Annotated in this window: 14 protein-coding genes and 1 pseudogene; 6 read left to right on the top strand and 9 right to left on the bottom strand. The window is 65.8% G+C overall.

All coding sequences use genetic code 11. From position 1 onward, the window contains the following. Positions 1-71 precede the first annotated feature (71 nt). A complete protein-coding gene (locus ACWDPV_RS07865) occupies positions 72-1,277 on the top strand; it encodes a PucR family transcriptional regulator (protein ID WP_449742482.1) in 1,206 nt (401 codons plus the stop codon). 71 nt (positions 1,278-1,348) lie between these two features. Here the strand turns inward: ACWDPV_RS07865 and ACWDPV_RS07860 are convergent, their stop codons facing one another. Beyond that, positions 1,349-2,587, bottom strand: a complete 1,239-nt coding sequence (locus ACWDPV_RS07860) for a lipase family protein (protein ID WP_449742481.1) — start codon at positions 2,585-2,587, stop codon at positions 1,349-1,351. Positions 2,588-2,855: 268 nt separating this feature from the next. Between ACWDPV_RS07860 and ACWDPV_RS07855 the strand changes: the two genes are divergently transcribed. Next, complete coding sequence (locus ACWDPV_RS07855; RefSeq protein WP_449742727.1) at positions 2,856-3,500, top strand: M15 family metallopeptidase; 645 nt, start codon at positions 2,856-2,858, stop codon at positions 3,498-3,500. Between the two features lie 6 nt (positions 3,501-3,506). Here ACWDPV_RS07855 and ACWDPV_RS07850 read toward each other — a convergent pair whose 3' ends face one another. The 5 genes and pseudogenes from ACWDPV_RS07850 to ACWDPV_RS07830 form a co-directional block, all read right to left on the bottom strand. Continuing rightward, positions 3,507-4,931, bottom strand: coding sequence for a serine/threonine-protein kinase (locus ACWDPV_RS07850; protein WP_449742480.1), 1,425 nt, complete (start codon positions 4,929-4,931; stop codon positions 3,507-3,509). Between the two features lie 2 nt (positions 4,932-4,933). Next, positions 4,934-5,068: a hypothetical protein gene (locus tag ACWDPV_RS07845; RefSeq protein ID WP_449742479.1), complete on the bottom strand. Its 135-nt coding sequence runs from the start codon at positions 5,066-5,068 to the stop codon at positions 4,934-4,936. Positions 5,069-5,197: 129 nt separating this feature from the next. Further along, positions 5,198-5,446, bottom strand: a complete 249-nt coding sequence (locus ACWDPV_RS07840) for a WhiB family transcriptional regulator (RefSeq protein ID WP_449742726.1) — start codon at positions 5,444-5,446, stop codon at positions 5,198-5,200. A gap of 42 nt (positions 5,447-5,488) precedes the next feature. Next, positions 5,489-5,989, bottom strand: a complete 501-nt coding sequence (locus ACWDPV_RS07835; protein ID WP_348805719.1) for an HNH endonuclease — start codon at positions 5,987-5,989, stop codon at positions 5,489-5,491. Between the two features lie 618 nt (positions 5,990-6,607). Continuing rightward, positions 6,608-6,851 (bottom strand): annotated as a pseudogene (locus ACWDPV_RS07830) (hypothetical protein); the annotation flags it as partial. A 61-nt stretch (positions 6,852-6,912) separates the two neighbouring features. On the opposite strand from ACWDPV_RS07830, the gene ACWDPV_RS07825 reads away from it, so the two are divergent. From ACWDPV_RS07825 to ACWDPV_RS07810, 4 genes are all read left to right on the top strand, one after another. Continuing rightward, positions 6,913-7,737, top strand: a complete 825-nt coding sequence (locus ACWDPV_RS07825) for a class I SAM-dependent methyltransferase (RefSeq protein ID WP_449742478.1) — start codon at positions 6,913-6,915, stop codon at positions 7,735-7,737. Positions 7,738-7,866: 129 nt separating this feature from the next. After that, positions 7,867-8,271, top strand: a complete 405-nt coding sequence (locus ACWDPV_RS07820) for a hypothetical protein (RefSeq protein WP_348805723.1) — start codon at positions 7,867-7,869, stop codon at positions 8,269-8,271. A gap of 82 nt (positions 8,272-8,353) precedes the next feature. Beyond that, the gene (locus tag ACWDPV_RS07815; protein WP_348805724.1) at positions 8,354-9,859 is read left to right on the top strand and encodes a flavin-containing monooxygenase; all 1,506 of its coding nucleotides are present in this window, start codon (positions 8,354-8,356) and stop codon (positions 9,857-9,859) included. A 160-nt stretch (positions 9,860-10,019) separates the two neighbouring features. Continuing rightward, positions 10,020-11,420: a cytochrome P450 gene (locus tag ACWDPV_RS07810; protein ID WP_449742725.1), complete on the top strand. Its 1,401-nt coding sequence runs from the start codon at positions 10,020-10,022 to the stop codon at positions 11,418-11,420. 26 nt (positions 11,421-11,446) lie between these two features. Here the strand turns inward: ACWDPV_RS07810 and ACWDPV_RS07805 are convergent, their stop codons facing one another. From ACWDPV_RS07805 to ACWDPV_RS07795, 3 genes are read right to left on the bottom strand one after another with little or no spacing between them, the layout of a single operon-like run. Beyond that, the gene (locus ACWDPV_RS07805) at positions 11,447-12,145 is read right to left on the bottom strand and encodes a glycosyltransferase (protein ID WP_449742477.1); all 699 of its coding nucleotides are present in this window, start codon (positions 12,143-12,145) and stop codon (positions 11,447-11,449) included. After that, positions 12,142-13,497, bottom strand: a complete 1,356-nt coding sequence (locus ACWDPV_RS07800) for a PIG-L family deacetylase (protein ID WP_449742476.1) — start codon at positions 13,495-13,497, stop codon at positions 12,142-12,144. Before ACWDPV_RS07800 ends, ACWDPV_RS07805 begins: the two co-directional genes overlap by 4 nt. Then, complete coding sequence (locus ACWDPV_RS07795; RefSeq protein WP_348805728.1) at positions 13,494-14,534, bottom strand: acyl-CoA dehydrogenase; 1,041 nt, start codon at positions 14,532-14,534, stop codon at positions 13,494-13,496. Before ACWDPV_RS07795 ends, ACWDPV_RS07800 begins: the two co-directional genes overlap by 4 nt. Between the last annotated feature and the right edge of the window lie 362 nt (positions 14,535-14,896).

Here is a 14,896-nt window from a genome sequence, read left to right as displayed (position 1 = left end):
CGGGTGCGCCGCACGTCACACCAGGGACGTTGTGCACATATTCGGCATCACTGACAGTGCATAATGCCACAATGGATGGAGAATGGCCGGAGGTCTCCCCCGAGGTGCGAGACCTGATCCGTCAGGCGTCGATACTGGTCACCGACCCGCCCGCCGGCTGGGTCGATGTCCTGCACGACGCCTCCCTGTCCGGGGTCCGGATGAAGACCATCGCCGACGACCCGGTCCTTGCCGAGGGCACCCGGCGCACCAACCTGGCCAACACGATGCGCTGGGCACATCACAACGTCAGTCACCCCGGTGAGCGCGTGCCCGCCCAACTCACCCCGGAGATCATGACCGCCGCCCGCGACCTCGTGCGTCGCGGCCTCGACGAATCGTCCCTCGACGCCTTCCGCACCGCACAGAGCGCCGCCTGGCGACTGTGGATGGACATCTGTTTCGAACTCACCGAGGACCCGACGGTGCTGCGGCAACTCCTCGACGTGACCTCGTTGTCGATCTCCACCTTCATCGACGACACCGTCACTGCGATGAGTGAGCAGATGCGCGCCGAACGCGAGGAACTCTCGCGGGGCACGCACGCCCAGCGGCAGGAAGCAGTATCTCTGGTGCTCGAGGGAGCACCCATTCCGCTCGCCCGCGCCGAGTCACAGCTCGGGTACCGGCTGTCGGGCCCGCATACCGCACTTGTCCTGTGGAGCGTCACCCCTGGCGCTGCAACACAATTGGAGTCCGCCGCACAGGAACTCTCCCGCGCGACCTCCGCCCGCCGCACGCTGCCCATCGTCGCCGGCGCGTCGTCGTGGTGGATGTGGCTGCCCGCCAACGGTATCGGCGATCCCGACTTGTCGTCGTTCGCCGACATCCGGGTCTCGGTGGGTCGCCCCGCCGTCGATGTGGAAGGCTTCCGGTCGAGTCACTTTCAGGCGCTGAGCACCCAGCGTCGACACGCCCGCCTCGGCGCGAGCCGACAGGTCGTGCACTACGACGACATCCGCCTGGCATCGCTGTTGACTGCCGATGAAGCCGCGGGAAAGGAGTTCGTCACCGATACCCTCGGTGCACTCGCCGATGCCGACGATGAGCTCGTCGACACCATTCGCACCTGGATCGGTCTGCAGTGCAACACCTCCCGCACAGCAGAGACCATGTACACCCACCGCAACACCATCATCCGACGGTTGGCCCGCGCCGACGAACTCCTCCCCCGACCACTCACCGATGCGCTTGTCGACATCGCCGCCGCGCTCGAGATCATGCGATGGCGCGGGTGAGACACACGTCGATGTCGCGGTCATCGACACCGAGGAGCCGTCACAAACAGCTTCTACCTGCCCACTCCTGTTCAGCCACAACCATTCACCCTCTGTCCGGCGAACCGTGAGGCGAGAAAGGCCACGGCATCGGCGCTCCACGGTGCAATCGCCTCGGTGTGACTGCGCCCGGGGTACACCCGAAACGTCGTCGGAACCCCACGTCGGCAATATTGAGACGCCAGCGCCGCGACGTCACCGGTGATCATGATCCCGTCACCGGTGTTGTCAGACTTGCCGATTCCGAGGAACATCGGCGCCCGTGGTGTTCCCTCCGATCCCATCACGTTCTGCCGGACCGCATCCCGCATCCCGGGCACATTGATGAGGCCGCCGACACCGGGCCGCAGTAGCGAATAGTCGGTGAGTCCGGGGTATTTCGAGGCGAAGTCGATGATGCATTCGCCGCGCACCTGGGCCAAAACCTGAACCCCCTTGGGGGAAAGGTAATTCGACAGTCCGAGGTCAAAGGTCTCGTCGTAGACGGTCATCAGGGCGGGGATCACCCCGGCCCATTTCTGGCTACCGTCGACGTAGGCAAGGTTGTTCTCGGGATTCACCAGCACGCCGCCCGCCGCTGCCCCGATGATGTTGAGCTCTGGGGCATACCGTGGCGCGATCTCGGCACCGAATCCGGTGGGTACCGAACCACCGGAGTACCCGTAGAGTCCGACCGGAGTACTGTTGGGCGCCTTCAGGTATCGCAGTGCTGCGCGCACACCGTCGAGTGCGGCACGACCGGATTCCAGGCCCATCGTCCAGCGCAGGTTCTCACCCTCGTAGTCGGGCACCGCCACGGTGTATCCGGCCGCGAGGAACCCAGCGATCATGGCCGCGTCCACCGGTGCGTTGGCGGTCTCACCGCCCCGCAACGAATACGACGGGTCGCATTGCGCACCGAGCGCATCGTAGAAGGCGTGATAGGAGATGAGTCGTCGCGGCGCCCCAGCGGCGACGCCGGGCGGCGAGATCACCGTGGTCACCGTGGACGCCGGAGCACCGAACTGGTCGGTGGTGCGGTAAAGCAGCTGCGTCGCCGTCGCGGGAAGTCCCTGCCCGCGGAGGCCGAGTTGCACCACTCGCGAGTCGAGGATCGCACCGGGCGCGGCACCCGGCAGCGTGCCGTCGGCGGTATAGAACGGGTCCGAGGTCGGCAGCTCCGGTGGGGCCGCCGACGCCGGTGGTGCGGTGAGGACCGCAGCCACGACCACCCACGCCATCACGACGACGAGAACACACCGGCGGAACGCCGCCGGACCAGTTGTGCGCATGCGGTTATCATCACCCATGGATCTGCCGACGGCAGCGAAAGCCGCGAGGAGAGCGTCGGCTCAGGCGGTCCGTGCTACAAACGCAGAGGTGAACCGTTACCGAGAGGTCATCCGGGGACTGCCCGCCGTCACCGGTGCGGTCGTCGTCGCGCTGACCGTCGCCTGCTCGGCGCAGGCCGGCAACGGCCCGGCGGCCGCAGACTCAACCGGGCCAGACCTCACCCGGACGGACACTTCCCAGTCCTCGACGGCCCCCTCGACCACCCGCATGTCCCCGACCCAGGCCGCCTCACCCGCGCCGCTGCCACCGATCTCCGATGCGGCCCGTGCAGTGGGTTTCGTCGACGTGCGATCGGTGGTTCCCGGCGCGATCATCGATCTCCGATATGCCACCGCCGACAATTTCGTGGGTGTGCAACTCTATCCATCCACCGCCCGGTGCCTGATTCACCAATCCCTGGCCGACGGACTCCGCGCAGCGGCCGCGCAACTGGGTGCGGTGGGTGACACCCTCGTCTTCTGGGACTGCTACCGCCCACACTCGGTGCAGGTGACGATGTACGAGAAGGTGCCCAACCCGGCGTGGGTGGCCGCACCCGGGCCGTATTCGCGCAGTCACGAATCCGGCCGGTCGGTCGATGTCACTCTCGCGACACGTCACGCGGACTGCCCGGCACATCGACGCATCGACGGCTACTGCCTCGTCGACATGGGTACCGATTTCGATTCCTTCACGCCTGCGGCAACAGCCTTCGCGACCGACGGGGTGCCCGCGACCGCGCAGCAGTCACGGGTCCGGTTGCGCAGCGCGATGGCGGCGGGTGGGTTGTCGGTCTACAGCGGCGAGTGGTGGCATTTCGACGGTCCGGGCGCCGGAGTGCAACGCCCGATCATCGACGTGCCGTTGACGTGATGATCCTCAGATGCGGGTCAGGGTCGAGGTGATGACGAATGTGCGCTGCTGTGACTGGGCGAAATAACTCGACCGATAGGACAGGGTGCCGTCGACCGCGGGTGTGAGGGTGATCTGCGACGTGACACATGTGCCCTGATCGATCGTCTCGGTCAAGGCCACGGTGCTCCCCTGCCGACCGGTCTCGGTCCACGTGCCCGAGCATCCCAGTTGGGGATATCGAACGGTTGCGGTGACCGGCGAGCCGGGGTTGATCTGCGCGACGACATCGAATCCGGTCTGATCACCGCCGACCGCACCCCGCCAGTTCCCTGCGAGGGACGCCGGTGTCGCGGCCGAGCTGGTCGTGAGTGGCTGCGACGCTGCGGTGGTGGGGGTGGTCGGGGCCGCCGGCGTCGGGGCGGAACTGTCGTCGTCGGACATCACGATCACCGCGACCACCGACGCGATGGCGATGAGCAGAACGATCGCCACACCGGCCAGCAGCCATGGAGTCGCGTTCCGCCGGTGACCTGGGCCGACCGGCGGTGGCAGAGTCGGCGGCAGGGTTGGCGGCAGGGTTGGTGGCAGCGACCGAGGCACTAACGGTGACGGTGGTACGGGCTGCGATGCAGGTACCGGTACCGGCACGGACTGCGGTGCCGAGACGGACTGCCGGTCGGTGACGTGCCGCGTGACCGCATCCGGTCGGATCATCGTCGGCGGGCCGGCGAGCGCCGCCGTCGCGTCCGCGGCCAGCGCCCCGGCGGTGGGGTACCGATCCTCCGGATTCTTCGCCAACGCGCGAGCGATGACACCGTCGAGTGCCACGGGGAGGTCGGGTCGGCGAGCACTCAGTCGGGGCACCGGGTCATAGGCGTGTGCACGAATCATCGCGGCCACGTCGGACGGCGGGAACACGGTCGATCCGGCCAGCAATTCGAACAGCGTGCATCCCAGGGCGTAGATGTCGACGGCCGGTGTCATGGGATCGGTCGAGAACATCTCGGGTGCGGCGTAGGCCATCGTTCCGACGACGTTGCCCGTGCCGGTGAGTCCGGTCGATTCGGTCAACAACCGCGCGACACCGAAGTCGGCGAGCAGGGCGCGACGGGACGGTGCGCGCTGGGCCCACGACGGTGTGACCAGGATATTTGCGGGTTTCACGTCACGATGCAGGGTGCCCTGCGCGTGTGCATGGTCCAGTGCGGATGCGGCCTGGCCGATGAGGTCGACGATGGGCTCCGCCGGGAGCGGTCCGGGACTCTCGCGCACGATCTTCGCGGCGTCGTCACCGTCGACATACTGCATGGCGATCCACATCGCGTCGCCGTCGATTCCGGCATCCTGGACCGCCACGATGTTCGGGTGGTCCAGCCGCGCGGCCAGGTCGGCCTCACGGTGAAACCGTTGCCGGAATACCGGATTGCCACCCAACCCGGCAGCGAGCACCTTCAGCGCCTGCCTGCGCGGGAGTCGCGGGTGTGTGACCAGGAGACCGTGCCCATCCCGCCAGAACCCGGGGGCCGGATGACCGTGTATCCACCGATCACGTCGCCCTCGCCGAGCAGTGCCCCCGTATCGATCATCACGCGCTCCTCGGTCGGCTACGACTCCCCAGCATCGTGGCTGTCGGGAAAGGAATCAATTGCCGTGCCGGAACGCCCGCCGAACAGACGACGGGCGTGGCGGTCCCGATCCGCCTCGCCCGTCATCCCTCACCGCCCTCGACCGTTCTCCAGCCTCACCCCGCCCCACACACCGCTCATGCGGTGGACACGGCCGAACGCCTCGCAGTCGCGGCGGAGCGGGCAGCCGGCACACACCAGTGCGGCATGGGCAAAATCGTCGGTGGGGAACGGAAACCAGTCTTCTGGGTCCTCCCACTCCGCCGCGCATCGTGCATGTCGCCAGTCGGGGACGGCGCTACGGGCGCCGGGCAGCGCGGTCGGAGGCCGCTGATCCATCGTGGTCATCGGCGGCCTCCTTCCGTGAGCCGCGCTGCGCGGCTACTCGATTGCGTATCCGAGAGCGAAGAGCTCCCAGACCTCCTTCTGGTCCTGCGCCCACGGGTCGTGGACGAAGGGTGCGTGGCGCAAGGACATCGCGGCTTCCCGCGGGGTGCGGTCGGCCTTGAATCCGTTGCAGGACTTGCACGCCGCCACCTGGTTGCCGAAAGTCGATCGGCCACCCCGTGATTGCGGAACGATGTGGTCGACGGTGTCGGCCGGCCCCTCGCAGTAGGCGCAGATCCACTGGTCGCGACGCAGGATGGTGGCGCCGGATGCGTAGGAATCCATCGACTTGCCCGCAAACGGACGGTAGGCGTCACGTTTGATCGCAACGACCTTGTGGATCGGCTGGCTGATGCTCGGTGAATGCACCACCCGAACCAGCGGTGTGCCCTCGACGTTGCGGGCGACACCGGTGGTGAGCAGCACCGCCGCGCGACGCCAGGTGACGCGGGCGAGTATCTGCAGGCTCGCGTTGGTGACGAAGATGGTCGTCATGGCCACTCCTCTTCGGTGGGGCGGATTCGTGTCCTACGAACCCGCCATGCACCACCGTCGGGAGGTCAGCCTTCGAGCAGGCCTACTCCGGTGGCACAGTGGATGAACAGACTGTGAATGGGTGCTGGGTCGTGCTGCTGATCGAACGTGCGATACGTCGATAGCTCACGCCGACAACCGAATCCGCGATCAGCGCGTCGCCGTGATTCGTTGGCGGTCATTCGTGCCACCTCCTTCCAGTGATGCTCGCATTGTGCTGCGCTCAGTCATTGGTGAGATTGTTCCCACCAAACGCGCCCAGGGTACCGCCGCTGCGGGGTGCCGTCCACGCATTTACCGTCGGCCTCGGCGGGTCGGTGCCGACGATGACGCCTCACGTGTAGGGCGAGCCGGGCGAGGTGGTGTCGAGGATCAGGCCCATCACGATGGCATCCCACAGTTCGCCGCTGGTCGCCGGTAGTGCCGATACAGGCGGCCTTCGGCTACGCAGCCGAACTTCTCGTACAACGCGATGGCCACGCGCCCGCCGACGGTCGCGATGAACTCATCGGCGTCATCGGGCACGGCCGGGCGGATCACCCAGTGGTGCGGCATTGCTCCGGTCGCCCGCACCGCGGATCACCGATCCCCGCCCAGAATCTCGCGGATGTCACTCGCGGTGAGGGCAGCGCCGAACATGTCGCCGTCGTCGACCACTGCGGAGAACAGCGCACGCTTCTTGGTCTGCAGTTCGACAACCCGTTCCTCGATGGTTCCCGCCGACACCAGGCGATAGACGGTGACACCTGTGCTGCCCGATGCGGTGCATACGGTCCACGGCCTGCGCCTCGGCGGCCGTATTCCACCACGGGCCGCGGACGAAGCGATCAGATCAGGCCCCCATACCCTGGCTAATTAGGTAACCCTAAGTTAGGCTGGGCGGCGTGGCACCCCCCGACCTCGGCGACATCCAGGAAACCCTTCTCATCCCGCTGTACGGGCGGGCCAAGGACGCCCGTCGATCCGGTGGCGGCATCCTCGGTGACCGAAAAGCGATCGAACTCGTCGACGCCATCGACTACGACTTCGCCAAGTTTCGCGGCCCGTCGCTCGCCGGGGCGGTCCTACGTGCCGACATCTTCGACGGCTACATTCGCGATTTCCTCGCCGAACACCCCGAGGGCACCGTCGTCGATCTCGGATGCGGACTGTCGACCCGGTTCGACCGCCTCGACAACGGGCGGGTGCGCTGGTTCGATCTCGACGTCGACGACACGATGTCGTTGCGCCGCCGGTTCTTCGATGATTCCGACCGCTACACGATGATCGCGGCATCGCTGTTCGACGACGCCTGGCACGCCATCGTCACCGAACGTGGCGGACCGATCATGCTGGTCACGGAGGCGGTACTGCTGTACTTCGACGAGTCCGAAGTCGTCGACGAACTGCGCTCCCTGGCAACAGCTTTCCCAGGTTCGCCGATCGCTTTCGATACCGGCGGCTCGCTGATGATGAAGAGCCAGGATCGCAATCCGGTGTTCAAAGCCGTTCCGGCGCGGATGAAATGGATCTGCGACGATCCCAGGACCCTGGAGCCCTACGGTCTACGGCTCGTCGAATCGAGAACGCTCGCCCAGCCACAACCGACCGTGGCCCGCACCTGGCCGGCGATCTACCGCTACGGCATGCGGGCCATCGGGTGGACACCGATGGTCACCGGATATCGCATCAATCTGTTCACCGCCGACGCCGGTTCGGCGTCGGCGTAGGTCCGGCGGCGTCGGCGCAGGTCCGGGTTCGCTCCGAAAGACTCTCGGCGTCAGCGATTCTGTGCCATCGTAGAAGGCAGGGTCGGACAACCATCTGATTCCGGGCACCACCCCCGGTGAGGAGTCATCATGTACCGCACCAGTATTCGCGCGTTCGTCGCCATCATCATCTCCACCGCCGCCGTCGCCATCGGCCTGTCGGTCGCATCGCCTGCCGCAGCGGCATTGCCGATGCCGAGCGGGTACTACGCCGGCAACGTCACGAGCTTTCCGCCCGGTAATACGGTCTGGTACGGCAAACGCTTCACCGGTGGTGCCGTCATCAACAACACCGCGATCGGGTGGGCGTTCCCCGGGCGCGCATACCCCGGCCGTTCGGTACTGAACAATGCACCGGTGATCGTCGTGGACTACAGCGGGACGTCGATCGGCTTCGTCCGGGATGAACTGACACCCGACGGGCGGGGCGGGTACTGGGGCGACACCATCAACGGTCGGGCAGTGTTGCTGAGGTTCCATCTCGCCCGCGGATGAGCTGATTTCGGCGAACGCCTGCGTACACCGTGTCCGCGTGTCAACCATACGAGGGAGCCACACGCGAAGGAGACGGATCAGTATGAGCGACGCTGCCGAGGACAACCCCACCGAAATCCGCACAGACGTCGTCATCATCGGCGCGGGCCTTTCCGGGATCGATATCGCCTACCGACTACGGGAGCGCAACCCCGAGGTCACCTACGCCATCCTCGAACGCCGCGAGCGGATCGGCGGTACGTGGGACCTGTTCCGCTATCCAGGGGTGCGTTCCGACAGCGACATCTTCTCTCTCAGTTACCCGTTCGAACCGTGGCGGCGTCCCGAGGCACTCGCCGACGGCGAGCACATCCGCAGCTACATCGCCCACACCGCGCACACTCATGGCATCGATGACCACATCCGGTTCGGTCGCCGCGTCACCTCCGCGGACTGGGATTCGGCCACCGACACCTGGACGCTGACGGTCACCTCCGATGCCGGCGACGAGAAGCATCGATGCGGGTTTCTCGCGTTTGCGACCGGTTACTACGACTACGACCACCCCTACACTCCGACCTTCGCCGGGATCGGCGACTTCACCGGCCGGGTGGTTCATCCGCAACATTGGCCGGAGGATCTCGACTACTCCGGGAAACCGATCGTGGTCATCGGCAGCGGCGCGACTGCGGTCAGCCTGATCCCCGCGCTGGCCCGAACCGCGTCACACGTGACGATGTTGCAGCGATCGCCGTCCTACATCTACTCCTCACCGCAGAAGCAGTACTTTGCCCCGTTGGTCCGCAAACTCCTGCCGGAGAACGCCGCGCACCGCGTCGTGCGGTCGCGCTACGCGTTGCAGACCGCCGCGCTGGTGCACGCCACTCACCGGTTCCCGAACTTCGGCCGGAAGATGATCCGCGCGGGGGTCGTCAAGGAACTTCCCGAGGGCTATCCCGTCGACGTGCATTTCAACCCCGATTACGACCCGTGGGATCAGCGGATGTGCATGGTGCCCGACGGTGACCTGTTCGCGGCCATCTCCGACGGTTCGGTGGACATGGTCACCGACACGATCGATCACTTCGAGCGCACCGGCATCGCTCTGACCTCGGGTCGCCATCTCGACGCCGACATCGTCGTCACCGCGACAGGCCTGACGTTGCAGGCCTTCGGCGGGGTCGTCATTCGTGTCGACGGTGACGAGATCAAGCCTCATGACCGGTTCCTGTTCAAGAGCCATCTACTCGAGGATGTCCCGAACATCGCCTGGTCACTGGGCTACACCAATGCGTCGTGGACGTTGCGGTCGGACCTGACGGCACAGTCGATCGCCCAGTTGGTGGAGTACATGCGAGACCGCGGCTACACCCACGCGTACCCGCATCTGGGCAGCCAGTCGATGCCCAGCAAGTCGGTGTGGGACCTCGAGGCCAACTACGTCCGGCGCAGCCCCGAGGCGCATCCGAAGTCGGGTACCCGCGGTCGGTGGCAGGTGCGGCACAACTACTACCGCGACCTGCTCGAGCACCGTTTCGACAAGGTCAACGACGGCCTCGTCTTCGGGCGTGTTCCCCGGGTCGTGGACAGTGGCATCGCCGGGCGTTAGTCGACACCGAACCCCGGAAAACACGGGCGTGACGTCGGCCACACCGCGCGGTACACTCAGCCTCATTGACACACTTAATGCAGTTTGTGTCTAAGCTCCGGCGGAGTTCCCGCCGACCGAGCCAACCGAGGAGCCGGAGGATTTGACGATGTCGACGGTGATGGCCAAACGATTCCAGCACGCCTTCAACAAGGCCACCTCCTACTACCCCGATCCGGCCAAGCCGCTCGCCGAGCCACCGGCCGACTCCGGCCTCAAGCCGGTGATGGGTGACGCAGGCATCCCGTTCCTCGGCCACACCGTCGACATGCTCGCCGACCCGCTCGCCAGCGCGATGGAGCGCTTCGAGAAGTACGGCCCGGTGTCGTGGTCGGGCTCGCTGCAGGACAACATCGTCACCCTGGTCGGACCCGAGGCCGTGGAATGTGCATGGATGAACCGGGAGAAGGCGTTCTCCAGTGAGCAGGGCTGGGAACCGATGATCGGCCCGTTCTTCCGTCGCGGCATCATGCTCATGGATTTCGGCGAGCACATGCATCATCGCCGTATTCTCCAGCAAGCCTTCGCCAAGCCGCGATTGCTGGGCTACCTCGATCTGATGACCCCGCACATCGAGAAGACGCTCGCCAATTGGGCTGTGGGTCAAGGATTTCCGATGTACACACAAACCAAGGAGCTGCTGCTCTCGCTGGCGTCGGAGGTGTTCGTCGGATCGACCCTCGAGGGGGCCGAGAACCGGCGCCTCGAAGTCGCCTTCGAGGCCGCCGTACGCGGCGGGCAGGCGATCATCCGGGCAGACGTCGGCAACTTCACCTGGGCCCGCGGCCTCCGCGGTCGTGAGACCCTGCAGGAGTACTTCCGGTCCGAGATCGGCTCGCGCCGAAGCGATCCCGGCGACGATCTGTTCAGCGTGCTGTGCCACAGCGAGGACGACGAGGGCAATACCTTCACCGATGAGGACGTCGTCAACCACATGATCTTCGTCATGATGGCCGCACACGACACCTCGACCATCGCCCTGTCGATGATGGCGCACTATCTGGGGCGCAATCCTCAATGGCAGCAACGACTTCGGGATGAGTCGCTGGCGTTGGGCAAGGCAACCCTCGACTACGACGACCAGGACAAGCTGCCCAGCCTCGACCTCGCGTTCAAGGAGACCCTGCGCATCAATGCGCCCGTCGGCATGCTCTTCCGCAAGACCATCACCGACACCGACATCCTCGGCCACTTCGTCCCCGCCGGTACCGTCATCGCGATCCACCCGTGGGCGACGATGCTTCGCGAGGAATGGTGGCCCAATCCAACCGTCTGGGATCCGGAACGCTTCGCCGCCGAACGCCGGGAAGACAAGGTGCACCGCTTCGCGTGGTCACCCTTCGGCGGCGGCGCCCACAAGTGCATCGGCCTCTACTTCGGCGGCATGGAAGTGAAGTCGATCATGCATCAGTTGCTGCTCAACTTCGAATGGTCGGTCCCCGCCGATTACCGACTCAGTCTCGAATACGGAACGGGCCCAACCCCTGCCGACGGCCTGCCGATCGACATGCGACGACGGTAGGACTGCGTCGACGATAAGCCGACCCGTCACCGCGAATCGCTGTGCACCCATTCGGCAAAACCGTTGGGCGCGCGCGAATATCGACGCGCGGAGGTGCTGACGATACCGCGGGCGGTGGCCACCGTGATCGCACCGAGCACGCCGGCCGCCGCAACCAGTGCCCGGTCCTCGCCGGTGGCCAGTGGTTCGAAACCTCCGATCGCGCGGTAGATGTCGCCGCGAATGCCCAGGTTGGCACCGTAGATCTGGGAGTGCCCGGACTCTACCGGATGGGCGAGATGCCAGCGAGTTCGCTGATGCGGTGTCAGGGGAGCTTCGTCGGGCGTGACCAGTCCCGCGACAAGATCTGCACCGGCCGAAGCGAGTTCGGCATGCGCGATCAGCCAGTCATGCGGGACCGCAGAATCGGCGTCGGTATTCGCGATCCAGTGATTGGCGAGTTCGCTGTCTCCGACGCTGCCCAGCGCCGCGGTGACGCCGAGATGGCGTGCCCCTCCGACAGTCCCGGCGTCGCATTCCACCAGCCGGGCACCATGTCGATGAGCGATCGCGGCAGTCCCGTCGTCGCATCGATCGAGCACCACGGTGACACTGACGGCCATCGGAGCACGCTTGGATACGAGTTCGTCCCGACACCTCGCGATCATGCTCAGACAGCGATCGATGAGACCTTCCTCGTTTCGGGCAGGCACCACAACATGGATGTGCGTCAGTTGGGTGTTCATGGCATCGACGACGGGGAGGAGCGGTGCCGCCAGAGACCGAGGAGATAGTCGGGGTCATGGGCTGCGTCGACGATCTCCAGATGGGAGGTGCTGTCGATGGCGGCGTGTACGGCGGCACCGTCGAGGGGCCACCCACGGATCGGGTGGCTCCAATGACAGGCGACGAGATATCCTCCAGGACTGAGGATTTGCTGAATGACAGACAACGTCCGCGCGAGCTGTGACGCACTCAGGTAGTAGCCCACTTCGGACAGGACCACGAGATCGTAGGGGCCCGTCGGGAGATGATCGGGTGCCCATCCCTCCGAGACGGTGACGTTTCGGTGCTCGGAAGTACGTCGACGGGCTGCCTCGACGGCGGCCGGCGCAGGATCGATGGCATCGACATAATCGCACATGTCGGCCAGGTCTCCCGCCAACGCTCCCACCGAACAGCCGATTTCGAGGACGCGGTGGGGTCGTGGCAGGTCGTCGAGCAAGGCCAGGGTGGCACGGCGTTTGGCGACTTCGTAACCGGAGGACACCCGCCATGGATCCCGGTGCCGACGATGCAACTCGTCGAAGGCCGAGACATCGGTGGGCGTCGGATCGAGGATGACGACCTCGAAGTCGCGGTCGAAATGATCGAGTACGTGAGCGGGAAGGATCGGAGTATCGCCCGGCTCGTCGGAGAGCCGCCGAACTTGGGAGACATGGCAGGAGATACCCCATTGCTTTGCTGAGTGTTCTGCCGCCGACAGTCGATGTATCGCCACTCCGGTACGGGGCAGTTGTTCGGGTGTTCCCCAGTGCCAGAACCAGATCGGGTACTCGCCGAGCACGCACCCGGCACGCGCCGCTGCGGCGGCGGCCGCCATGCCTGCCGCCACGTGATCGGGATGACCGTCGTGTCGCCACGGTGCCACGATGAGGGTGCTGCCGCCCATGCACATGACGGCGTCGACGATCGCCGCGGTGAGGTCTGCCCGATACGCGTCAACGCGTCCGTCAGGAAAGCCGAGTGCGGTCAGATCGATCGTTGCGCCCGTGTCACTTTCAAGGGCTGCCAGAGCACTGCGCATCTCGTTCTGTCGACGCAGGCCCAGAGCCGCCGGACTGATCGTGTTCGAACTGGGATGCGACGCCTCACCCCAGGTGGCCAGGATGACGGTGACGGTGGCTCCTGAGCTCAGGGCACGGTGGATGAGACCACCGCAACCAAGGACTTCGTCGTCGGGATGCGCGGCCACCACGACCATATTCCGGTATTTCTCGATATCGAGGACCAGCTGCGACGACGAGGCAAAGTGGTTGCGCCAGTGAACTTCCAGCGTCCCGGGGTCCGCTGGATCAAAGTCCTCGGCGGTCGTCATATCACCAGGCCCCGTCCGTCGGCGACCGCCTGCCCCAGCGCCGCGGCATCACGGTCGGCATGCTCCTGCTGCAGGTAGACGCTCAGATCTGCGACCAGCGCCGCGTAGCGGGCGTCATGTACCGCAGGCCCGGGCCCCATCGCATGAGCGGCCCGTGTCATGACCTCCTCGGCGACACCGCGCATCCCACGGCGAACATGCCAGGCCAGTACCGCACCGTCGGTGTCGTCGGCTTCGACACGGGCCGCCGCGTCGTTCAAGACGCAGCGGCCCCGATGCAGTGCCTCGTCGACAGCGCCCAGATGCATCCTGCCTATCTGATCCAGATCGTCACGGTCACTGCGTCTTCGGAGGACTCTACCGATGCCGACCGCGCCGCCGAACCACACCGCCGCGACCCGAATCCCCCCGGTCGCAAATCCGGCTCGTGTGAGGTACCAGCCATCCCCGCCCACCGGTATCGCCGCGGCTGACTCACAATGGATACTCGGCGATGCCACCGCGGTGAGGCCTCGCGCCACCCATGCTTCGGTGCCGACGGCGATTCGCGGATCGGTCAGGTCGATCGCAAACAGCCGCCTCGTGTCGGGCGAGGTCCAGGCCGTGACCAACGCGCGGTCGAGACGGTCCGCCAGAGAGCACCACGGCTTGATGCCGGAGAGCTCCCATCGATTGCCGGAATGATTCGCGTACAAGCGTTCTGGTCCTTCGGCAGCGTAGACACCCCAGCGCAGGCCATCGGCATCGAGGGCCACCGGGGAGTGGGCCTCGTCGAGGATCGTGAGCGCGTCAAGGTGTGGTTCGAGTACTCGGGCGACGGTGAGATCGATTGCCGCCACGGTGGCGAGCAGCGACCAGCGGGAGACCTCATTCGCGTGTGCTCGGGTTGCGCGGCCCAGCTCACACAGATGCTCGAGGATGGTGTTCACGGGCACCGGAACGTCGTCGACCAACGCCCTGAGGCAGTCGAGGCTCTCGCCGTCCGGCGGATCACCGGCAAGCACCACCGGCTCAAGACGCTCAGGCTGGACGGTCATGCCGCACCGTGGATCGACGATCGGACCGTGGTTCGACGTCGGAGGGTGCCGACCGTTGATGTTTCGTGGACCTCAAGAAAGTCACCTACCGCCGATGTCGGTTCAGCTGTTGCGCTCCCCGAGGCTGGAGGAACACTTCTGTGGCAGTCGCCACCTGATCATGATAGCCCGGCTACCACCGTCGGCGTGGTGGGCAATCGCGCGAGGCGAGACGAGACCGCACAGGGATGCGGTGCAACGAGTGTCGTCGATCTTCTGCCGCTGCCCGAGCTGATGGGCCGCTTCGGTGACCTCGCATATGACGTTGTCGAGATGAACCCGTCCGACCGGAACAGCTGGGATCGCCACGCGGCAGCGCAAAG

The organism is Gordonia sp. NPDC003504 (genome assembly GCF_053587995.1).
The sequence above is the reverse complement of the archived record's forward strand: the minus strand, read 5'-3'. Positions and strand labels throughout refer to the sequence as shown.